The sequence below is a fragment of the Mucilaginibacter sp. genome, assembly GCF_041660805.1.
GTDB lineage: Bacteria > Bacteroidota > Bacteroidia > Sphingobacteriales > Sphingobacteriaceae > Mucilaginibacter.
On the sequence record NZ_JBAZVP010000001.1, the window covers coordinates 603595 to 626616 of the forward strand.

The window sequence follows — 23022 nt, forward strand, 5'->3', positions numbered from 1 at the left end:
TAATGAAGGTACTTACTTGTATCACTCCCGGTGAGTTAAAATATGGCATTGCCGATCTTCCTGATTTGAAACCCGGCAATGCCTTACTCAGGATAAAGCGCATCGGCATTTGCGGTACTGATCTGCATGCTTTTGAAGGCACTCAGCCGTTCTTTAGCTATCCCCGTATATTAGGTCATGAGATTGCCGCCGAACTGGTTGATCCTGGTGATGCGCAAGGCTTTGAGGCAGGCGAAGCCGTTACATTTATACCCTATTTTAATTGCGGGCATTGTATTGCCTGCCGCTCGGGTAAGCCAAATTGTTGCGTTAATATCCAGGTTTGCGGGGTGCATACTGATGGTGGTATGGCCGAATATCTGCAGGTGCCATCGCATTTGCTGGTACATGGCGAAGGGCTTAGTTTTGATGAACTGGCCCTGGTTGAACCATTAGCTATTGGTGCGCACGGTGTGCGCCGTGCAAACGTACAACCCGGCGAGTTTGTGCTGATTATTGGCGCCGGGCCAATTGGTTTGGGTATTATGGAATTTGCACGCATAGCCGGTGGGAATGTTATAGCCGCAGATGTGAACATGCAACGTTTGGCCTTTTGCAAAAAGAACCTGAAAATTGAATATACAATCAACGTAAAAGACGAAGACACCCTGGAGCGCCTGAAAGAAATTACCAATGGCGATATGCCAACGGTGGTAATTGACGCCACCGGTAACCAAAATGCTATCAACGGCGCATTTCAGTACATGTCCCACGGGGCGAGGTATGTGCTGGTTGGCTTGCAGCGGGGTGATATTGTGGTTAGTCACCCGGAGTTTCATAAACGCGAAGCTACGCTGATGAGTAGCCGCAATGCAACCCGCCATGATTTTGAGCATGTGATCCGGTCAATGAAAAACGGACAGGTTGATCCTAAAACCTACATCACCCACCGGGTGATGTTTGATGAAGTAAAAGACCAGTTTGAAAGCTGGCTTAATCCTGCTAATGGCGTAATTAAAGCCATGGTTACAATATAAACGAGATGAAGAGAGTTATCATATCCGGTTTTATAGCAGGTTTGTTGGTATTTATGGCAACAATAAGCCACGCGCAGCAAAAACGTTTGTTAAGTTTGGATAAGCTTAAAGCCAGTGTAGATTATTTTAACTCGATAGATACCGAAACAGTAAAGAACTTTATACCGAACGAGCAGGCTTACAACTGGTTGGCTAAAAACATCCCGCTGTTTGAATGCCCCGATTCGGCCCTGCAAAAAATATACTACTACCGTTGGTGGATTTTTTGTGGGCCAGTTGGAAGACCTGCTCTGGGCAGAACGAAAATTGGTTAAAACCTTGCGTCATCTTTAGGTTGGAGATCCTGCTACATTTTTCTATATGTTCGACTTTTTTAAAAAGTTGGCAAACGACTTCGTGTAGTTTGTTGAAACAAATGGCTCCATAGTATATAGATTTTAAATTCACGCTTACCAAAGGAAATGGTATCGTCGATTTTAAATTTAAAAATGATGATTTTTAAATAATACTTGGGCTCGAATCCCTCCCCCCCGCCGATATTTATATCAAAACCTGTAAATCATATGAACCCTATCACTATTGAAACTTCCCGGATGCCGGAATGAACCTTGCCGACAGATCAGGATCGGGCATTGATTTATCAAAAGGGAACATTGGCCGAACAATTCGCTTATAAGGCAAATGTTCAATGTCCTGATCTACCCCACCAGGTGTTAAAGCCAGCAACCAATCGGCGCGCATAGCATACAGCTCCGGTTCCAGGTAGCCTATTTTAACAACAACTATATCAGCCTTGCGCGGGTTAAGGCCCAGGCGTGTAAAATCAATTTCTTTATGATAAGGCTTGCGCTTTTTAGTAACGATAATGTGCACACTACCTACTTTAATAACAACCTCAACTTCGGCATCCTTGTCGCCATATACTATTGATTCTACCGTGCCCGAAAGCAAAACCGGCGGCGCATAACGCGCATCCACAGCGGCACCTGCTTTGCCTGTTACGAGTTTGCCTACACCTGCGGCTATAGCTTTTTCTACCAGATCCGGCCCTGGGATAGACGCATATATTAGTGACGGGCCGTTGGCCGATTTCAGCTCAGTGCGTTTAAGTATCTCGGTCAATGTCCAGGTAGCATCCCCGGCACCCCCGGCAGTTGGATTATCGCCTGAGTCGCTGATATAAAAGGGGTGTTTTGGGCTCGTTAATGCTTTATCCAGGCAGTACTTCAGGTTGCCTGTTGGGGCAACAAAAGCAAATTCGTTCCTTTTGTTCCAAAAGTTGCGGGCCAATTGCTCGGCAGTGTTTTTTACCTTTTGCTCATTGTCGCCTGTAACCATTACTACAGCATGGTTACGTGGCTCATCGGCCCAGGCATAGCCTATCCATATGGCAGCATCAATAATACCATCCTGCGCCGCCGCCGGTGCAACCTGTTGGTAAATACTTTTTCCAGGCTCTATGCGGGTACTGGTTTTTTCGCCCGGTAATAGTATAGGAACCGGTATCCATACCTTATAAGCAGGTTTGCCTTTGCCGCTGTTGATCCGATCGATCAAGTTTTTAACAGCACGGGCTTTTGTTTGCATGGCATCCTCATGTGGGGCCATGCGGTAGCAAGTTATCAGATCTGTATTTTGAGCCAGGCGTTTTGAAACATTACCGTGCAAATCCATTGAGGTTGAAATGATGGTTTTATAGCCAACCACTTTTCTTATGCGCTCAATAAAGTCGCCTTCCGGATCGTCCAATCCTACCACACTCATAGCACCATGTATATCGTAATACAAGCCGTCATACGGCAAGTGTTTTTTAAGTGAGTCTAAGGTTTTATTAACCAGTGATTCATACGCCACACGGGTAACAGCACCGCCGGGCAGCGATTTGCCAACTACCGTGGTCACCCAATATGCTTGTTTGCGTAATGTAGAGTCTACTGCTAAGAAAGGATATCTCGAAAACACATCTATGCCGTAAGTAGCGTGGAAGGCAAGCTCATCCGTTAAGGCCGGCGAAAACGTGCTCGATTCGATGCCGAGCCCCGCTATGGCAATTTTCGGAAGCTTCTGATTCTGAGTGTGTTTCTGTAGTATACGATGTTTTGTATCTGACTTAGCAGCAAGCTCCCCCGCAACAAAGACGCTCAAAATCATGACAAGACAAAGTTTTTTCATAGACATTCCGTTTTGATACTGTTAAATATCCCACCCACATTTGTGAAATGGGTTGCAAGTAAGTGGCAATTTATCAAATATATAAAAACAGTCCATTTTATCCCAGCATAGGGTTCTTGACAAGGTTTTCAGCAATTACGAGTTAGGATGCAATTTAAACTTCTTTTGCTGTTTCCGAAGTATTTTGACAGTCAAACAATTATGTTCGTGTTTAATTATTAAATTTGGTAGTAATGAATAAAACAGCAGCATACCAGCTGGAAGCGGAGCCCTTACTGCTTCAGCGGGCCGCCGCGGGCGATCGCAGTGCTTATGCTGTGCTTTACCAGTTCTATTTGCCGAAGCTTTACCATTATTTATATGGTATTATCCGTTCCAAGGAAGATACCGAAGAAATATTGCAGGATATTTTCCTGAAGCTATGGGAAAACAAAGAAGACCTGACGGAGATCAAAACTTTAAATAGCTATTTGTTTAAGATAGCCCGTAACCGGCTGATGAACCTTTACGATCATCAGAAAGTTCGCCGTAAGGCGATGGATTATATCGGACGGGATGGAGAAGCTATAGGTAATAATTCTGAGGACAGCCTGATCTATAGCCAATATGGTGAAATTGTAGAACGTGCATTGAGCCAGCTGCCTCCTAAACGCCGCCAGGTGTTTGAAATGAGCTTGCGACAGGAAATGTCACATGACCAGATCGCAGAGGCCATGCAAATATCCAAATCTATGGTTAAAAAACAGTTAACAGCGGCTAACCGCCATGTTAAGGAATATCTCCATATACATGCAGGCATTTCAGCCACGATCACCATTGCAGCTGGCTTAATAATTTTTCAATAAATATTTCACATCAGGGGTATCCTTTTGTTAACTCTTGCTGTCCTTACTACAAATAGGGACCAATGGACCAATTAGCACTCCGTATATTTTTAGAAAAACTGTCATCAGACAATTATACTAACGAAGAGTATAAAGCCTTTGCAGACTGGGTGGAAAATACCAGCCGCGAAGAATATGAAATGCTGTTGCAGGTATGGGAGGAAGTTATAGAACAAAAAGGAAACTTCGATCCTGTACATTTCAGCCTTATCCAAAACATTGAAGCCGGCCTGGATCACCTGAATCAGGGCAGTGACAACATTAAACCGTTATATCCTGAAAAAGCCGGAACCACAAGCATTTGGAAGAGAATCGCAGTGGCAGCAAGTGTCTTATTTGTATTGGGCATTGGCGGTTATTTCTTTATTCATCATAAACAACCTCAACAGGTTGCAGTTATTCAGCCACTCAAAAATGACATTGCTCCTGGTAAAAATGCCGCAACGCTTACTTTGGCGAATGGTAAGAAAATCATCTTATCTGACGCGATTAAAGGCGAGATCGCTAAACAAGCCGGCGTAAGTGTCTCAAAAACAGCCAACGGTCAGGTAGTTTATACCATTGCCGGGGGCAATACTCCTGCAGATAATCAATTTAATACCCTTTCGACCGCCAGGGGAGAAACCTATAAAGTTAATTTACCTGACGGTACCCAAGTTTGGCTGAATGCCGCATCATCACTTACCTATCCAACCGTCTTTACCAACAAAATCCGAAAGGTTGAATTAAAAGGAGAGGGATACTTTGAGGTTGCTAAGAATAAGGAGAAGCCATTTGTAGTTGACGCTAATGGTGTAGAGATAAAGGTTCTCGGTACTCATTTCAATGTATCGGCCTACTTTGATGATCAGACAATCACAACAACTTTAATCGAAGGCTCAATACAAATGAGACATGATCACAATGTAGTACTAATTAAACCCGGCCAACAAGGGGTTACCGCAATCGACAGGGGTGATATTTCAGTGCAGAGCGCAGATACAGAGCAGGCTATGGCCTGGACAAATGGAGATTTCTCATTCAAAGACGCAAGCATAAAGGATGTTATGAAAATAGCTTCGAGATGGTATGATGTAGATGTAGAATATGTAGGCAACAATATAAAACAAAAAAGGTTAAGGGGCACTGTGTCAAGGTATAAAAACATTACCGAACTCCTTAATAATATATCATTTACATCTGGAATTCACTATAAAATAGAAGGGAGGAAGATAATATTGATAAAATAATTTACTAATAAGAATTATCTAAAGGAATATAACCAGGGACGTTCGAACCGCCCCTGGAAATATACAGCATTTGGGAGCTGCATTTAGGTAATCATGATGATCGCTGTTTACAACCAATTATTAATTAACCTATAGATTCAAATGTATAAAATTTATACTGCAATTGGATGCGGAATGCCTTTCCGTGTCAAACCTAAATTATGGAGACTTATGAAATTGTCTTTTTTTATTTGCCTGATAGGGTGCTTACAGGTAAGTGCATCCTCTCTGGCACAAAAAATCAGCTTAACTAAAAGCAACGCTTCATTGTGGGAAACAGTGAATGAAATTCGTAAACAAAGTGGGTATAGTATCCTTTGCGATCCTGAAATTTTAAGCGAAGCAAAACAGGTTAATGTTAATGTTAAAGACGTTTCTTTGGAAGAAGCACTAAAGCAATGCTTTGTTAATCAACCATTTATTTATACTATAAAACAAAAAACCATCTTAATAACAAGGGCTGCTGATAAAAATAGTGAACAAGTTGACCCTGTGGTTATTACCGGTAAGGTCATAGATAATAAAAATTTACCCATACCAGGGGTAACTGTCAAAATAAAAAACACTCAAGTCGGGGTGATCACCAATAATGCCGGCATCTATAAAATTTCAGTCTCTGATGAAAATGCCGTACTTGTTTTTTCATTTGTGGGATACACGACCCAGGAAATTCCGATTCAAAAAAAGAACAACATTGACGTTGTACTCCAGGAAGAAAGTAGCAAGCTGAACGAGGTAGTAGTAGTAGGATATGGCACTCAAAAGCGTGCAGACCTTACTGGGGCTATTTCATCAGTAGATGTCAAAACACTCGATGGAACACCCCTCAGATCGGTAGATCAAGCTTTGCAGGGCCGTACATCTGGCGTGCAATTCACCCAAAATTCAGGCATGCCCGGGTCTGGATCTGCAATGCGGATACGGGGTGGTAATTCTGTATATGGCAGTAATGAACCGCTCTATGTAATTGATGGCATTCCGGTATTTGCCGATCAGGGAGATAATGGTGCCAGTGGTTTAAACCCGCTTAACTCTATAAACCCTGCTGACATAGCCTCAATAGATGTGTTAAAGGATGCGTCTGCTACGGCTATTTACGGTTCAAGAGGTGGAAATGGAGTGGTTCTAATTACAACAAAAAGAGGTAAAAAAGGAGCAGGAAAAGTGAACTTTGATTCTTTCTACGGCATTCAATCAATACTTAAAAAATACTCCCTTTTAAATGCCGCTGAATTTGAGGCTTTTGCCAATGAAGCCACGGTAAACGAAGGTGGTTTACCTGTTTATGATCTTACACATGTACCATCTACAACCGATTGGCAATCATTAATATTTCGCAAAGCACCCATTCAAAATCACCAAATATCGATATCGGGCGGTGAGGATAAAACACGCTTTTTTTTATCTGCCAATTATTTCGGTCAGGACGGGATAGCTAAATCATCTGATTTTAGACGTTATAGCCTGCGTGCTAATCTTGACCGCGATTTGGGAGATAAATTCAAGATAGGCAATAGTTTAACTATTAGTAATGTAAGAACAAATCAGGTAAGTGCGGGCTCGTTATTTACAATGGCTACATTACAGCCCGATTTGCCTGTTTATCAGCCTGATGGCTCTTATACCAGTTCAAATAAGCAGGGGACTAACTTTGATAACCCCATCGCTTTGTTAAACGAATATCAAAATTACACCAATATATACCGCACACTGGGAAACGTATATGCAAGTGCTGAAATTATAAAAGGACTTACGCTGAAAATGCTCTGGGGAGTTGATGCCATTTTCAACAGAAATGATGTCTACCTGCCGCAATCTGTCTATTCAGGGTCCCAGGTTGGGGGGCAGGCATCTATATCCAGTAATCAAACATTTACATGGTTAAACGAAAATACTGTAAATTATAAACTGAAAATTAAACAACATAGTTTTGACTTACTTGGTGGTTTTACACAGCAAAATTCTGCGTTCCAATCGGTAGATGCCGGCGCTCAATCGTTCTTAAATGATAATTTGGGGACTAATGCATTAAATACAGGAGCATTGGTAACGGCACCAGCTTCCAGTAAAACACAGTGGTCGCTGTTAAGCTTTTTAGGACGGATAAATTACAGTTTTAAAGGTAAATATTTAGTAACATTTACTTCCCGATCTGACGGTTCCTCGAGGTTTGGTAAAAATAACAGGTATGGGTTTTTCCCTTCGGCAGCACTTGCATGGCGCATGGAAGATGAATCTTTTATTAAAAATCTAAATCTTTTTAGTACCCTTAAATTGCGGGTTAGCCACGGAATCACGGGAAACCAGGATGGTATCGGGAATTTCCCGGGTCTTGATCTGCTTGGCACGGCAAATTATACTATCGGCGGCGTAAAAGTAATTGGTTTAACACCATCACAAGTGGGCAATCCTGATCTCAAGTGGGAATCAACAGCACAAACCGACGGAGGTTTAGAATTGGGTTTTTTAAATAACAGGTTGCTCATTAATATAGATGCTTATTACAAAAAAACAAGCGACTTGCTACTATATGTAAAAATCCCGGTTACATCTGGTTTTGGTAATGCATTACAAAACAGGGGGCAAACGGAAAACAAAGGTTTAGAATTTACAGTTACCGCGATCCCGGCTAATAATAAATTAAAATGGGAAACAAGTTTGAATATATCCTTTAACCGAAATAAGGTTTTAGACTTAGCAGGGGTCAGTCGTTTATTTACAGGTACAACAGATAATGCAATATTGGAAGTTGGCAGGCCTTTAGGTTTATATTTCGGTTACAAAACCAATGGCATTTTTCAGAATGCGGCGGAAGTAGCGGCATCTGCTACCCCCACAGCTAAACCCGGTGACATTCGTTATATAGATAATAATAATGATGGGAAAATAAATGACGATGACCGGGTGGTTTTAGGAAGTGCGCAACCTCGTTTTTTTGGTGGTTTTACAAACACTTTGTCCTATAAAAATATTGGATTACTGGTTTTTCTGCAAGGGTCTTATGGCAATCAGCTATATAACAGCAACAAAATTACCTTAGAGAATTTATATGGCCTCCAAAATCAAACCAGGAATGTTTTAAATAGATGGACGCCTACCAACACCAATACAGATATACCACGTGCATCAAGTATTAAACCTAATAACAGGTCGCTGGACCGATATGTTGAAGATGGTTCTTACTTACGGGTAAAAAACGTACAAATTTCGTATAATTTACCCGGTAAACTTTTGGATCATATCTCTAAAGGTATGTCTGCAAAGCTTTACATCAATGCCCAGAACCTGCTTACCATTACAAACTATTCGGGTCTTGATCCGGAAGTTAGCAGATATGGATCCAGCAATATTGCACCAGGGTTTGATTCCGGCCCATATCCAAATTCAAGGACATACACATTTGGCTTTAATGTAGGCTTTTAAACTTATTATCAAATTATGAAAAAATTATCACTTATACTTTCTATAGCAATTATTGTTACCTCCTGTACTAAATTGGACCTTGTACCGGAGGGGGTAAATTCAACGGCAAACTTTTTCAAAACTCCCGCCGATGCTAACGCTGCTGTGAATGCTACCTACGCAAGCCTTACAAATGATTATTTGTATAATCAATTTATAGAGGTTATACAATCACAAGGTACCGATGATTGTGAATGGGGAAACGGGCGCAACACACAAAATGCCGATAAGAATCAGCTAGATAAGTTTACCTATGATTCTGGAACAAATCTCTTCTATCAGTTTTGGAGCACTTCTTATGTGATTATTAATCGTGCAAATACGGCGATTGATAATATATCAAAAATGACCAATCTTTCGCCCGCATTACAAAATCAATACCTTGGTGAAGCACGGTTTGTAAGAGGTTTAATATACTTTAATTTGGTTAGGTTATGGGGCGCAGTACCTTTAAAAACTACTGCTACAACATCACTAACCAATTTAGAGATTGCACGAAGTGCCCCCGGGGATGTTTACAAGCAAATCATTGAAGACTTTCAATACGGGGAAGCAAATCTTCCGCAAACATACAGCGCAAAAGATGTTGGACGAGCTACAAAAGGGGCTGCAATGACTATGCTTGTTAAAGTCTATTTAACACAAAAACAATATGACGCAGCTGTTAGTGAAGCAAGAAAAGTAATGGCTTTGGGTATATATTCATTATGGCCTAATTACTCAGATGTGTTTTTGATAGCTAATAAAAACATCAAAGAGTCGATTTTTGAAATACAATACCAAAGTGGGTCAGGAAATATAGGCAGCAATTACGCGGGTTTTTTTCGGCCATCGTTTGATAAATCTCCTTTTGCTGGTTTTGGAGATAATCCCGTAACTAAAAATCACTTTGATGCCTATCCGGCAAACGACCTTCGTAAAGCGGTTAATGTAAGGCAATATTCATATACCGCAGACCCCAAGGCCCCTACAACCATTAAATTTCCTTATTATGTATCAAAGTACAAAGACCCGACAGCTCTTACTACAACTGGCGGAGCCAATAATTATTACATAACCCGCTACGCTGACCTGCTGTTGATGTTTGCGGAAGCTTTAAATCAGGTTAATTCTGGTAGTGCTGAAGCATATGAAGCTTTTAACCAGGTACATCGCAGGGCATATGGATTACCTATTGGTACAAAATCAATTTATGACCTTGCCCCGGGGCTAACACAGGCACAGTTTCAAAATGCAGTAATTAACGAACGGAGATTAGAGTTTGCATTTGAAGGACAGCGAAGATTTGATTTGTTGCGAACGGAAAAACTAATACCTGCAATAAATGCGCAGGATGCCACCATAAGCGTAAAAGACTATCAGCTTCTTTTTCCAATTCCGTCACTTGAATTAAATACTAACCCATTACTTAAACAAAACCCGGGATATTAACCAGCAGCCCATGTTTTATTGTATGCACAAAAACTGCGCATATAGGGAACCTATTGCTTGAAAAATAAAAAAAATAACACAATGAAAAATATAAATAAGATTTTAGTTAGTGCGTTTATCGTTTTGTTTTGCCATTCATTAGGCTATGCGCAAAATAATAATTATGACGTATGCGTATATGGGGAAACACCTTCTGGTATTACAGCTGCTATACAAGCAGCAAGAATGGGTAAGCAGGTTTTATTGTTGTCTACAGGTAATCATGTTGGCGGGGTAATGACCGCCGGCTTAACGGCCACTGATATAAACAATTATAGGTTGATTGGTGGAATTGCGAGAGAGGCATTTCAAAAGCTATATACCTATTACCAAAATCCGGCGGTGTGGAGAAACCAAACCCGGGATGAGTTTTTTGAGCTTTCAAAGAAAAGAACATTCACTGGTAAAAACGATTCTCTTAAAATGCAGTGGGTTTACGAATCCAATGTGCTTGAAAATATCTTTAAGCTAATGCTTAAAGATGCAAAAGTCACCGTTATCTATAATCAAAAGATTAAACGGAACAGAGGAGTAGTAAAAGAAGGCACTGCAATCAAACGCCTTATCACTACCAGCAACAAGGTTTATTCTGCAAAAGTATTTATAGATGCCACCTACGAGGGGGATCTTATGGCTACCTCTGGAGTTTCTTATATTGTCGGCAGGGAATCCAATACCCAATATGGCGAAACTTTTAATGGGGTAAGACTTGGTAGCGTAGTAGTTAGTGAGACTAATCCGGTAGATCCGTATATAAAACCAGGTGATTCACGGTCAGGAATATTGCCATTTATAGAACCAAGGGTTGCCGGTGCAGATGGCAGTGCGGATAAACGTACGCAAGCCTATTGTTACCGGCTTACGCTTACTGACGATTCAACCAATTTAATACCCATTGAGAAGCCCAAAAATTATAACCCGTTGTGGTTTGAACTTATGGCAAGAATTATCACAGCTAACCCTGAGGTAAATTTAAGTTCCCTTATCACATTTACACCAATGCCAAATAAAAAAACAGATACTAATCATTTAGATTTTGTTGGGGCAAGCTATGATTATCCTGAGGCTGGTTACAAACAACGAAATAAGCTTGATGTTATGCATGCCAATTATGCTATTGGCATGCTATGGTTTTTGGGGAATGATACCAGGGTACCGGAGCGAATAAGAGGTGAGATGAAGCGCTGGGGGTTACCTAAAGATGAATATCGGGACAATCATAACTTTCCAAACCAACTGTATGTGCGGGAAGCCAGGCGGATGGTGAGCGATTTTGTGATGCGCGAGCAAAATTGTACTGGAGCAGAGCCCGCAGAAGAGTCCGTTGGCTTGGGAACATATATGTTAGATTGTCATTTTGTTTCCAGAATGTTAGATTCTGCTGGGAGGGTTCGATTAGAAGGCACTTATTTCAGAAAAAACCAGCCTTACACTATTTCTTATCGGGCGCTCACCCCTAAAAAAACAGAATGTTCAAATCTTTTGGTACCCGTATGCCTTTCTTCATCGCACGTAGCCTACGGTACTATCCGAATGGAGCCGGTTTATATGGTACTTGGTCAATCTGCAGGTGCTGCCGCCGCATTATCGATTGAAACTAAGCAAAGTGTACAAGATGTATCATATCCTGAATTAAAAGAAGAGTTACTTAAAGCAGATCAGATAATTTCTTTAACCAATAAAAAACAACAATAATGAAAATATTAAATGTAATGATTGGAATATTTTTCCTATCAATCGGCTTATTCAGCTGTAAAAAGCCAGATTTTTTTCAAAAAACAGATATTAATGGCTCAAATAAAGTTATGGATAATGATAGTTTGCCGGCCGTTGCATCACAAGTACAAATTGTAGTGGAAAATGGGGTGTTTAAGATTTTGCGAAATGGACAACCATATATCATAAAAGGCGCTGCGATTAACACCAATCTCGGTTTTGATTACTGGACTAATCTTACCTCATACGGTGGTAATTCCATAAGGAATTACAATGTTACTGATTCCACGCAGCGTATACTGGATTCTGCCTATGCCCGCGGGATATCGGTTACCTTGTGCCTTTATGCAGCGCATGAAGAGTTTGGTTTTAATTATAATGATACGGCCGCAGTGCATCAGCAATTAACCAATTTTACTTATTGGGTAAAAAAGTATCGCAACCATCCGGCAGTCCTGATGTGGGCAATAGGTAATGAAGTAAACTCAAAGTATACTAATCTGAAAGTTTGGAATGCCGTAAATGATATAGCACAAATGATTCATCAGGAAGATCCGAATCATCCCGCTACAACTATCGTTGCAGGTTCGGATACTTCAATGTTAAGCCAGATTAAGCTGCGGGCGCCAAATCTGGATTGTTTAGGTATAAATTCATACTCTCCCATAGCCACGGTTTATGGAAAGTTGCAGTCAGTTAATTTCCCCAAACCTTATTTTATTGGAGAATATGGGCCAACCGGCACCTGGGAAACATCTGCTAAGACAAGCTGGGGAGCTCTGCAGGAGTTTAACAGTTCCAGAAAAGCCAACGTCTATCAAATAAGATATTCAAGTATATCATCTAATTTCAACAACGGCTGCTTAGGGTCATATGTGTTTATTTGGGGACATCAAACACATGGGGCTGTAGCTATGTGGTATGGGATATTTTCGAGAGAGAGGCGTCAGTTTGGATCGGTTGAAATGATGCAAAATCTTTGGACAGGAAGTTTTCCGTCAAATCGGGCACCGCAAATTCCTACTAATAATGAGATAATTATAAACGGACAAATAGCGACTGATAATGTAACCCTGGTTGCAGGTCAAAATTACAATGGGAGTATGACAGCAACCGATCCCGATAACGACCCCATAACATTTGAATGGACGGTTGTTAAAGAATCAGCGCAGATTTCCATTAATCCGGCAATTGCCGGCACTTTTCCTGGTGTCGCTAACACTATTGTCCAGGTTACCGGAAATCAGGTCGTAATAAAAGCTCCTGTAGCGGGTAAATACAGGCTTTATGGTTTTGCAAAAGATAACCATAATCATATAGCAAGTGCAGTTGTGCCATTTCAGGTTTTATAAATAATGGGCAATGTTTAGCAAAAGTATTAGTTGGCATATATTTTACGCGCGCAAACGCATTATGATATTTGTATTAAAGAGGCGCATCAGCAGGTGTTGAGCCATCAATTGCAGGCCGGGATTTAGCTAATGAGATGATCCCGGCCAGGCAATTTATTGTTAGCAGTTACGAGGGTGACCTTATGGCTAAATCCCATTAACAAGCATATGATATCATTATAACAAATTATAATCTTAAAATTTATTAGATGAATCGTATGTTTGTTAATGGGATTTATTTGTAAATTCATTCTACTATAAACTAATTATTAAGCCGGGCTCCCTTGCCGATCAAAAGTATTTATAATGAAGCTGAACTCCTTAATGGAATAGCTAAAGATGATGAAAAATCTTTTGCAGAGCTTTTTTATGGCTATCATCAGGGTTTAGGCGAATATATTTTTTTAATCACAGACTCCCGTGAAATGGTTAAAGAAGTTATTCAGAATGTATTTATTAAGGTATGGGAGGTACGGGAAACGCTGCCCGAAATTCAAAATTTTAAATCCTGGCTCTTTATAACAACCCGCAATTATACATTGAATGCCATCCGCGCAAATGTTCGTGAACAGCGCCGTAATAATGAGTTTCATTTACAGATAGTTCAAGATGAAACTGAGCACCTGCCAGGTTATAATTATGACAATCTGAGGCCTATTATTGAACAAGCAGTAGCTAAACTACCACCTCAACAAAAGCGTATTTTTGTACTTAAGCAGCAGGGGCATAAAAATACAGACATTGCCAATGAAATGGGAATTTCCACGCAATCTGTAATCAAGTATCAGCAAATAGCAATTAAGGCTATCTCTCGTTTCGTTAGAGCCAACATAGAATTAACCGCACTAATTGCGATGATCTCCATTATAAAAAAATAAATTTTTTAATATCCACTTTTCCAATCCGCGGTGTCTTTAGGGTATATTGCTTAAAAGTAGCACAGACTGAAATGTGATTGCTGTTTAATTTTACCCAGAATGACAAATAAGAGACTGGATTTTTTGTTTCAACGATTTCTCCGACGCGAAGTGACCGCGGCGGAAAAAAAAGAATTAATGGATCTGGTAGCCGAGGATGGCAACGAGCAACAGTTAAACGCATTGTTTGAAGAATCATGGAACAAATATGACTTTTCGGGAAATTTGTTAACCGCCGAAGAAAGTGACCAGCTTTTAAAGGATATTCATTCTGCCAGGGAACCATCAGTGCGGGTTCCTTTTATAAAAATCTGGTATCGCTATGCTGCTGCCGCATCAATTATCCTTTTCCTCACTGTTGGAGGGTATTTTTTAACACGCAGGGATACAACGGAGCAAACCACAAAACAGTCCGCCGTTAAAGAGGTACAAAGGGGCAATAAAGCAATACTGACACTGGCGAATGGGAAAAAAATAGATCTCAGTAATGCAAAATCAGGTGATTTGATTAAAGAAAACGGTTTGAAAATTTATAAAGACAAACAAGGTAGATTAACGTACGTGGTGCAACCCGGGGATAACAACGCCACACAACCTATAAGTTACAATACTACAGAAACGCCAAAAGGAGGACAATGGCATTTAATATTAGCTGATGGAACCAACGTTTGGTTGAATGCCGCTTCTTCTATACACTATCCCACCCGTTTTACCGGAAAAGAAAGAAATGTGGAACTTTCTGGCGAGGCCTATTTTGAAGTTGCTAAAAATAAAGATATGCCCTTTATTGTAAAAACCAATTCTACTACAATAAGAGTTTTGGGTACACATTTCAACGTTAACGCTTATGAAAATGCAGATACAAGGACAACCCTGCTGGAAGGCGGGATACAAACGTCAAACAGCAGCTCAACTGTACTTTTAAAACCCGGGCAACAAGCAATTACCAAAAGCAGTGCAAGTAAAATTCAACTAATGAATGTAAATGCTACCGAGTCGGTGGCATGGAAGAACGGTTATTTTGTTTTTCGTAATGATAATATTGTAAGTATCATGGACCAATTGATAAGATGGTATGATATTGATGTCAGTTATAAAGGTGACGTTACGCAAAAAAGGTTTGACGGTACCTACTCAAACTCAAAAGATATTTTAGAGCTATTAAATGCACTCGAACAAACCGGTACTATTCATTTTAAGATTGAAGGAAGGAGGGTAACTGTTATGCCGTAACTATTTGCAATAACAATTACCTAAAAACCAGGAGCGATGGTGCGCTCCCGGTTAATGAAGCTTTTAAGCCTATATTAGGTAGTATTAATATCGTTTTTACCCAATTATAATTTAACCTAACATTCAAATGTATAAAATTTTTACTGCAATAAAATGCAGGTGGCTTCCTATTACCCAATTTTACTCCAGAGCCTTTGCTTTCTGTCTTTCTTTAACATTAAGTATACTGATTGTTTCCGGTGTTCACGCACAAGTGGTAGCCCCCAAGATAACTCTAAATGTTACAAATGCATCATTGGAAAATGTAGTTGCAAGCATTCAACAACAAAGCGGGTATGATTTTGTGTACACGGCAAATTTATTAAAAACTGCAAAACCCGTTACATTAACAATCAGTAGCAGCTCAATTAACGATGTTATGGATAAGTGTTTATCGGGGCAACCCTTCGCTTATACTGTTACCCGTAAAACCGTTACTATTCGGGCAAAGGCTGAGCCATCTGCCCCCTCCACAACTGAAAAAAAAGGACCTCCGGTTTCCGGATCGGTTACCGATGAGAAGAATCAGCCATTACCGGGAGTGACTATTAAAGACAAGCAAAGCGGGAAAGCTGGCGTGTCTGATAAAGACGGTCACTATCAACTTTCTGTTGAAAGTGATGCAGTGCTCGTTTTCTCCTTTATAGGGTATGAAAAACTTGAAATGCCGCGCCAGGGCAAAGCGGAGATCAACATTACCATGAAACCGCAAAATTCCGGCCTTAATGAGGTAGTGGTAATTGGTTATGGTACAACAAGGAAATCGGATTTGACGGCATCTGTTTCAACCGTATCTAAAGAAGCTCTTTCGCAACGTACGCTTTTTTCTTTGGCTGATGCTATTAAAGGAAAAGCCGCCGGCGTACAGATCACGCAAAATGATGGTACCCCGGGGTCTGAAAATACTATCCGGATTCGTGGTGCAAGTTCGGTTAGCGCCAGTAGCACACCATTATATGTAATTGATGGTGTTATGCAGGATGATGCCAATAATATTAGCCCTGGCGATATTGAAAATATTGAAATTTTAAAAGATGCCTCCGGTACCGCTATCTACGGGTCACGCGGCGCAAACGGTGTAATATTAATCACAACTAAAAGCGGCAAATCGGGAAAGACGCAGGTTGAATTTTATAATAATACAGGGTATCAAACACCTTCGCATTTATACAATTTAATGAACTCGTCACAATATGTTCACAGGCAATTTTTAGCCAGCTACGTTTATTCTCCGGCAAGCGCTACTAATCCAAATGCTCCGGCATCAACCTTAACCGGGTATAATTACTACCGGGACACGCCCACGGGAACACCGGGTGGTTTTTGGGGTGTGCCTGCCAATTCACCATACAGTACCTGGCAAAATTACAATAGCCCCGATTCCGCCAATACCAATTGGCAGAAAGCGATGTTTCAACGCAGTCTGGTACAGGAATACAGGTTAAGCGTACAAGGAGGAACGAAGGATACCAAGTATGCATTTATGGGTGGATACCTCGACCAGGGTGGTTTAATTGTTTTTAGTAATTATAAACGTTATAACGGCCGCTTTAATTTTCAACAAAATCTGGCAAAAAATGTGGCTGTAACCAGCAACGTTTCGTTTACCAGAAATAATATTGATGGGTTTACCTCAAGTGCCAGCGCGCTCAATGGCGGAATCGTATCGAACCCCATTATTACTGCCATGTTGCAGCAACCCCCAACCAACCCACTCACTTTTACTGATGTTGAAGATAACGCTCAGCAAGCGGGCTATATAACTACCAATCCTTACTCGCTGGCTAAAAATGTAACAAATAATCGTGAAGTAAGTGAACTCATCACCAGAATGGCGTTAGACTGGACAATAAATGATCATTTCAACTTTAGATCGACAGGTACGCTTACTTATACCAATTCCAACACTGATTCTTATTATCCAAAAAATGTTTCTGCGGGATCCAGATTCAATGGAAGAGCTCTATTATCAAGAGGGGTAACCAATAGGTACCTGAATGAGAACCTCCTTTATTACAAAACAGAGATCAATAAAGATCATCGTATTAATGCTTTTGTAGGTGCCACTTTTGAGCAGAGTAAGTATAACCTTATCACTGCAGAAAATCAGAATTATAATATAGAAACATTAGGCGTTTTTGGGTTGTCAAACGGTACTACGCCAATCATTCCCACCTATAATATTACAAAATGGACCATGGCTTCATTTTTAGGCAGGGTGGAATATTCATTAAAAAACAAATACCTTTTTACGGGAACTATGCGTTCAGATGGATCATCCCGGTTTAGCTCCGTAAACAAATGGGGGTATTTTCCATCTGCTGCACTGGCTTGGCGCGCCTCAGAAGAGGATTTCGTAAAATCAATTACCCCGATAACTAACCTTAAGTTTAGGGCAAGTATTGGCCAAAGTGGTAACACAGCTATCCCATCATACCTGACCTTATCAACAATAGCTACGTATTTCTCACCAATTAATGGCAATACCCCATCTTATGGCGTTGTTGTTGACAGGCCCGAAAATCTTTCACTTAAATGGGAAACAACAACCCAAATAGACGCGGGCATGGACCTTGGATTATTTCATGACCGGCTTTCCTTAACTGTCGACTGGTATTTAAAGCGTACTAAAGACCTGCTTATACAGAAAGTGACACCAGGGTACAGTGGCTATAGAAATACATGGACAAATTTAGGATCAATTCAAAATAGTGGATTGGAAGTTGACATTAACAGCCTGATTGTTACCAAGCAGAATTTCTCCTGGAATGTAAGTGCCAATATCGGCTTTAACCGATCAAAAGCCATTCAAATTGGCGATGAATTGAATTTAGCTCCCGGAGTGGTATCAGGCATAGGAACGTCTGCCATTATTCAAAATGGCCAGCCAATCGGCCAATGGTATGGTTACAAAACCAACGGCATTTTTCAATCACAGGCAGAGATCAATGCTTCGGGCTTAACGGAGATCAATGGAATCGCAATTGGTTCGGTAAGGCCCGGCACAAGAAAATTTTTCGATACCAACGGCGATCATAAAATTGATGCAAATGATCGTACGATACTTGGGCAAGGCCAACCAACTTTTACCGGAGGGTTCACTAATTCAGTTACTTATAAAGGGTTTAATCTTAATGTAGTTTTACAATATAGCTATGGAAATAAAATTTACAACGCAAACCGGGTTGCTTTAGAATCAGGCAGAAATGTCAACAATTCAAATGCAGTTATTGCCAATTCCTGGCGGCCTAACCTCTACGATAATACGACAGGTGCACTGGCAGAAGCCGGGAACCCCAATAATAGCTATAGAATGCCCGGAAGCCCGGAAGAGAACTTAATGTTATCAGACTGGATCGAAGATGGATCTTATTTGCGTTTGAGCGATGTAACGCTGGCATATCAGTTTAAATCAAAACTTGTATCCAAAATAGGGTTACGCGGACTAACACTTTTCAGCAGCGGTAAAAATCTTTGGCTTTGGTCAAAATATACCGGCTATGACCCGGAAGTTAATACACGTCAGGGCGGTTTCGGAGACTTAATGCCATCACTCGATTACGCATCCTACCCACGGTCAAGAGTTTATTCATTAGGTATCAGGGCTCAATTTTAATCTTTAAAAGAAATGAGAAATTATAATAAAAGTTTAATAAAAGTTATAATGGCTTGCATCATGCTGGCCTTTAGCATCAGCTCCTGTAAAAAGTTTTTACTTGAAAAGCCTGAAACTCAATACACAACCAATAACTTCTTTGTAGATAAAGCGTCATTAGATGCCGGAGTAGTTGGAGTATATTCATCAGTTAAAGACCTGTTTGGTGTTTACACGAACACGCCTCTTTTTATGACAGAGATAGGAACCGATGAAGCAATGTTCAAAGGAACATCCGGAGTAAGATACAATTTTGACCGATCTACTTTTTCGCCCAGCGAAGGAGCAATTGGCGAATTTTGGATCCGTCATTTCGAAATTGCAACCAGAGCTAACAGCATTATTGCAGCTGCAAATACTGTCGCTAATGTTTCAACCGCAGACCGGGATGCCATTATTGGCGAAGCACGTTTTTTACGGGCATACGTCTATTTTCGACTGGTTCAAACGTATGGTGAGTTGCCAATAACAGATCAGCCGGTTAAAGGCGATTTTGATTATGGCCAGCCACGCCGGTCAATCAAAGAAGTTTATGATTTTATTGTAAGTGACTTAGCTTTTGCAACAAGCGGAGTGCTACCTAAAGCAAAAACCAGCAATGGCCATGCTAATCACTGGGCAGCACAAGCATTATTAGGCAAAGTTTACCTGACAATGGCTTCAGCAAAAGAAACCGCCATGAGCAAAACTGTTGGCAAAGTAGATGGATACAAAACGATCACCGAGAGTGTTAACGATCTGTATTCAAAAGCCTGGACTGTTTTAAAGGATGTAAAAGATAATAGTGGTGCAGCCTTGCTGCCGAATTACGGAGACGTGTTTAAAATTGAGAATAAAAACATCAATAAAGAATCGCTCTGGGAACTACAGTTCAGTACCGTAGTTCCTTATGGCACGCAATGGACAAAAGAATACGGCATGGTAGGTACCGGCACCATCAATGGTAATCCAGCCTATTATACAAATTCTTTGATTGGTCAGGGAAATTTAGTTTATGTTCCTAAATTTTATAAATACTATAAGCCAACTTTGGCAAGTCCTGATTATGACAAGCGACGCGTTTGGAATTTATCAGATTCCCTGGTAAATGTTGTAAACAGTGTTCCAACAAGCCTTACTTATATATGGGGTACTTCTACCCCTGATTCCTATAATACAATTGTATTGGGCCGTTGTGGTGTAACAAAATACCGCTGGGGGCCATCATGGCGTACGGCCTCACAGTACCTGTATTCAAACTGTCCAAATAATGTTATTGTTCTGCGGTTTGCCGATGTGCTGCTCATGTTCGCAGAAGCCGATTATAAAAAGAATGGAACCATCTCTACTGAAGGTTTAGCTGCAATAAACTTAGTAAGGCAACGGGCAAGGGGTTTAAATGCTGCCGGTAGTCCTATACAAGCAGCGGCAACACCGGGTTTTAAAGACTATGCTGCTTCAGATATTACCATTGATGAGATCTTAATGGAGCGGGCCCGCGAACTCTGTTTTGAATTTCAACGATGGTATGATCTTGCGCGTACAGGCAGGTTTGAAGCATTTCTGGAAAAAACCAGGTCTGTTACAGATACCAAAATAGTTAATACAAGTACAAGTTTTAACCCTGCAAAACACTACTTGTTTCCTATCCCGCAGGCAGAGTTAGATCTCTCAACCAACAAGGACAATTTCAAACAAAACCCAAATTACTAAAAATAAAGCATTAAGGTAATTAAAACCAGATCAACAACTACCGGGGCCAATTATTGCCCCGGTAGCTATGATCATGCCCTTTTTTACTTAAAAAGTATGAAACAAGCAGAAACATTATTATAAAATGGATCGTAAAAAATTTCTTTTCAGTACAATGAGCACCATTGCCGGATTCTCTTTTCCTGGCTTATTGCATGCATTTGGCCAACAGGCATTTATAGAGGATGTATCGGTTTTCAACTCAGGTGTATCAGGCAACAACACAAACAACCTGCTTGCAAGGCTGCAAACCGATTGCCTGAGCCATAACCCAACGCTCACCATTCTCATGATTGGTACCAATGATATGAATAATGGCAAACATGTTCCGCTTGAAAAATATCGTCAAAACCTCAATAAACTGGTTGAATCCATTTTGGCATCCGGCAGTAAAGTGCTTTTGTTAACCATTTTGCCCTTTTATGAGCCTTATTTACTAACCCGCCACCCGGCTTCATTTTTTGAACCCGAAGGGCCGTCAGGGCGGCGGGCACAACTAAACCAGGTGATTAAAGCTGTTGCTGAAAAGCATAAAACTTCATTTTTTGATGCCAGTATCCTCTTCGAAAAGGTAGGGAAAATTGGTACCGATAAGGATTCTTTAATCAGGAATGAAATAAACAGTGGGAAAACCGATGGGGTGCATCCAACACCAAACGGATACCGTTTTCTGGCATTGGCCATCAGCCAGTTCATCCAATATAATCAATTGCCTGTCAGCCGTATTGTTTGTTTCGGGGATAGTATTACCCGTGGCGATGGATCTGTGGACCAGGAAAGCTACCCGGCCTATTTAAAAAAGTTATTATCATAAAAAACACTAAATGAAGTATACGTCTGAGAATTCTTCTCTCAAAAAATTGTTTTCTATTCCGGTCATTGTTGCTGCCCTTGGCTATTTTGTTGACATCTATGACCTGCTGCTGTTCAGCATCGTCAGGGTCCCCAGTTTAAAGGCCTTGCATGTCCCGTCTTATCTGTTGTTAGAAAAAGGTATTTACCTGATCAATGTACAAATGGCCGGTATGCTCATTGGCGGTATACTTTGGGGCATCATAGGTGATAAAAAAGGGCGCCTTACAGTGCTGTTCGGTTCCATTCTATTGTATTCTGTAGCCAATATTGCCAATGGCTTTGTTACCACTGTTGATCAGTATGCCATGCTCAGGTTAATAGCCGGGATTGGCCTGGCCGGAGAGCTGGGAGCGGGGATCACTTTAGTAGCCGAGATCCTCCCTAAAGAGATCAGGGGGTATGGCACTTCCATCGTTGCTTCGGTCGGCGTGCTTGGTGCCGTGTTGGCTTACCTGGTCGCAGATACATTTGACTGGCAGGTAGCCTATATTATTGGTGGCGTTTTGGGCCTGGCTTTGCTGGTGCTCCGGTTCAATGTATTTGAATCAGGAATGTTCAGCCATGTAAAAGAAAAAAAGGTATCGAGAGGGAATTTCCTGTCCCTTTTTACTTCCCGTACCAAACTGGTAAAATATGTACGCTGTATCATGATCGGCCTGCCAATCTGGTTCGTTATCGGGATCTTGCTAACATTCTCGCCGGAGTTTGGAAAGGTATTGGGTATTTCAGTTCCTGTTCTGGCCGGCAAAGCGGTTATGTTTGGCTATATAGGCCTTTCCCTAGGTGATCTTAGCAGCGGTATATTAAGCCAGTATTTTAAAAGCCGCAAAAAGGTGGTACTGATCTTTCTCTTGCTCACCAGCCTTTTTATCGCCTTGTTCTTATTACAAAGCTCAAAAAATGCTGCGATATTTTATGGGCTGTGTCTTTTCCTGGGATTTTCTATTGGCTTTTGGGCCCTGTTTGTCACTATTTCAGCCGAGCAATTTGGCACTAATCTACGGGCTACTGTTGCTACTACTGTCCCCAATTTTGTAAGGGGGAGTGTTAACATTTTCACCCCATTGTTTTTGTTAGGAAAAAGTTATTGGGGGGTACTTCCGGCAGCTGGAGCGGTTGGGTGCTTAACAATTGCCGTAGCAATCATAGCACTCTGGGGTATGGAAGAAACATTCGATAAAGATCTGGACTATTTCGAAACAACCTAAAAAAT

At 40.9% G+C, this 23022-nt stretch carries 15 protein-coding genes; 14 read left to right on the plus strand and 1 reads right to left on the minus strand.

The window, feature by feature from the left end; all coding sequences use genetic code 11:
- Positions 1–2 precede the first annotated feature (2 nt).
- Positions 3–1016 carry a zinc-binding alcohol dehydrogenase family protein gene (locus WC743_RS02710; protein ID WP_373010216.1) on the plus strand — a complete coding sequence of 338 codons (1014 nt, stop codon included), beginning with the start codon at positions 3–5 and terminating at the stop codon, positions 1014–1016.
- 5 nt (positions 1017–1021) lie between these two features.
- Positions 1022–1330 carry a hypothetical protein gene (locus WC743_RS02715; RefSeq protein WP_373010217.1) on the plus strand — a complete coding sequence of 103 codons (309 nt, stop codon included), beginning with the start codon at positions 1022–1024 and terminating at the stop codon, positions 1328–1330.
- 262 nt (positions 1331–1592) lie between these two features.
- Here the strand turns inward: WC743_RS02715 and WC743_RS02720 are convergent, their stop codons facing one another.
- A complete protein-coding gene (locus WC743_RS02720) occupies positions 1593–3188 on the minus strand; it encodes a M81 family metallopeptidase (protein ID WP_373010218.1) in 1596 nt (531 codons plus the stop codon).
- Between the two features lie 233 nt (positions 3189–3421).
- Between WC743_RS02720 and WC743_RS02725 the strand changes: the two genes are divergently transcribed.
- From WC743_RS02725 to WC743_RS02780, 12 genes are all read left to right on the plus strand, one after another.
- A complete protein-coding gene (locus tag WC743_RS02725; RefSeq protein ID WP_373010219.1) occupies positions 3422–4033 on the plus strand; it encodes an RNA polymerase sigma factor in 612 nt (203 codons plus the stop codon).
- A 62-nt stretch (positions 4034–4095) separates the two neighbouring features.
- Complete coding sequence (locus WC743_RS02730; RefSeq protein WP_373010220.1) at positions 4096–5301, plus strand: FecR family protein; 1206 nt, start codon at positions 4096–4098, stop codon at positions 5299–5301.
- Positions 5302–5511: 210 nt separating this feature from the next.
- Entirely contained in the window at positions 5512–8763 is a 3252-nt protein-coding gene (locus WC743_RS02735; protein ID WP_373010221.1) for a TonB-dependent receptor, read from the plus strand.
- A gap of 15 nt (positions 8764–8778) precedes the next feature.
- A complete protein-coding gene (locus WC743_RS02740; RefSeq protein WP_373010222.1) occupies positions 8779–10233 on the plus strand; it encodes a RagB/SusD family nutrient uptake outer membrane protein in 1455 nt (484 codons plus the stop codon).
- A 57-nt stretch (positions 10234–10290) separates the two neighbouring features.
- Positions 10291–11967: an FAD-dependent oxidoreductase gene (locus tag WC743_RS02745; protein ID WP_373010224.1), complete on the plus strand. Its 1677-nt coding sequence runs from the start codon at positions 10291–10293 to the stop codon at positions 11965–11967.
- Complete coding sequence (locus WC743_RS02750; RefSeq protein WP_373010226.1) at positions 11967–13340, plus strand: glycoside hydrolase family 2 TIM barrel-domain containing protein; 1374 nt, start codon at positions 11967–11969, stop codon at positions 13338–13340. The genes WC743_RS02745 and WC743_RS02750 overlap by 1 nt, the downstream gene beginning before the upstream one ends.
- A 323-nt stretch (positions 13341–13663) precedes the next feature.
- Complete coding sequence (locus tag WC743_RS02755) at positions 13664–14257, plus strand: RNA polymerase sigma factor (protein ID WP_373010227.1); 594 nt, start codon at positions 13664–13666, stop codon at positions 14255–14257.
- A gap of 99 nt (positions 14258–14356) precedes the next feature.
- Positions 14357–15529, plus strand: coding sequence for a FecR family protein (locus tag WC743_RS02760; protein ID WP_373010228.1), 1173 nt, complete (start codon positions 14357–14359; stop codon positions 15527–15529).
- Positions 15530–15947: 418 nt separating this feature from the next.
- Complete coding sequence (locus WC743_RS02765) at positions 15948–19184, plus strand: SusC/RagA family TonB-linked outer membrane protein (RefSeq protein WP_373010229.1); 3237 nt, start codon at positions 15948–15950, stop codon at positions 19182–19184.
- A 12-nt stretch (positions 19185–19196) separates the two neighbouring features.
- Entirely contained in the window at positions 19197–20915 is a 1719-nt protein-coding gene (locus tag WC743_RS02770) for a RagB/SusD family nutrient uptake outer membrane protein (RefSeq protein WP_373010230.1), read from the plus strand.
- A 124-nt stretch (positions 20916–21039) separates the two neighbouring features.
- Positions 21040–21768, plus strand: coding sequence for a GDSL-type esterase/lipase family protein (locus WC743_RS02775; protein WP_373010231.1), 729 nt, complete (start codon positions 21040–21042; stop codon positions 21766–21768).
- A 10-nt stretch (positions 21769–21778) separates the two neighbouring features.
- Positions 21779–23017 carry an MFS transporter gene (locus WC743_RS02780; RefSeq protein ID WP_373010232.1) on the plus strand — a complete coding sequence of 413 codons (1239 nt, stop codon included), beginning with the start codon at positions 21779–21781 and terminating at the stop codon, positions 23015–23017.
- Positions 23018–23022: the final 5 nt, after the last annotated feature.

Excerpts from the sequence above, each read along its gene's own strand:
- WC743_RS02765 (WP_373010229.1), top strand. The coding sequence starts at position 15,948 with ATGGATAAGTGTTTATCGGGGCAACCCTTCGCTTATACTGTTACCCGT.
- WC743_RS02740 (WP_373010222.1), top strand. The coding sequence starts at position 8,779 with ATGAAAAAATTATCACTTATACTTTCTATAGCAATTATTGTTACCTCC.
- WC743_RS02730 (WP_373010220.1), top strand. The coding sequence starts at position 4,096 with ATGGACCAATTAGCACTCCGTATATTTTTAGAAAAACTGTCATCAGAC.
- WC743_RS02770 (WP_373010230.1), top strand. The coding sequence starts at position 19,197 with ATGAGAAATTATAATAAAAGTTTAATAAAAGTTATAATGGCTTGCATC.
- WC743_RS02715 (WP_373010217.1), top strand. The coding sequence starts at position 1,022 with ATGAAGAGAGTTATCATATCCGGTTTTATAGCAGGTTTGTTGGTATTT.
- WC743_RS02775 (WP_373010231.1), top strand. The coding sequence starts at position 21,040 with ATGGATCGTAAAAAATTTCTTTTCAGTACAATGAGCACCATTGCCGGA.
- WC743_RS02780 (WP_373010232.1), top strand. The coding sequence starts at position 21,779 with ATGAAGTATACGTCTGAGAATTCTTCTCTCAAAAAATTGTTTTCTATT.
- WC743_RS02735 (WP_373010221.1), top strand. The coding sequence starts at position 5,512 with ATGAAATTGTCTTTTTTTATTTGCCTGATAGGGTGCTTACAGGTAAGT.
- WC743_RS02725 (WP_373010219.1), top strand. The coding sequence starts at position 3,422 with ATGAATAAAACAGCAGCATACCAGCTGGAAGCGGAGCCCTTACTGCTT.
- WC743_RS02760 (WP_373010228.1), top strand. The coding sequence starts at position 14,357 with ATGACAAATAAGAGACTGGATTTTTTGTTTCAACGATTTCTCCGACGC.
- WC743_RS02720 (WP_373010218.1), bottom strand. The coding sequence starts at position 3,188 with ATGAAAAAACTTTGTCTTGTCATGATTTTGAGCGTCTTTGTTGCGGGG.
- WC743_RS02750 (WP_373010226.1), top strand. The coding sequence starts at position 11,967 with ATGAAAATATTAAATGTAATGATTGGAATATTTTTCCTATCAATCGGC.
- WC743_RS02710 (WP_373010216.1), top strand. The coding sequence starts at position 3 with ATGAAGGTACTTACTTGTATCACTCCCGGTGAGTTAAAATATGGCATT.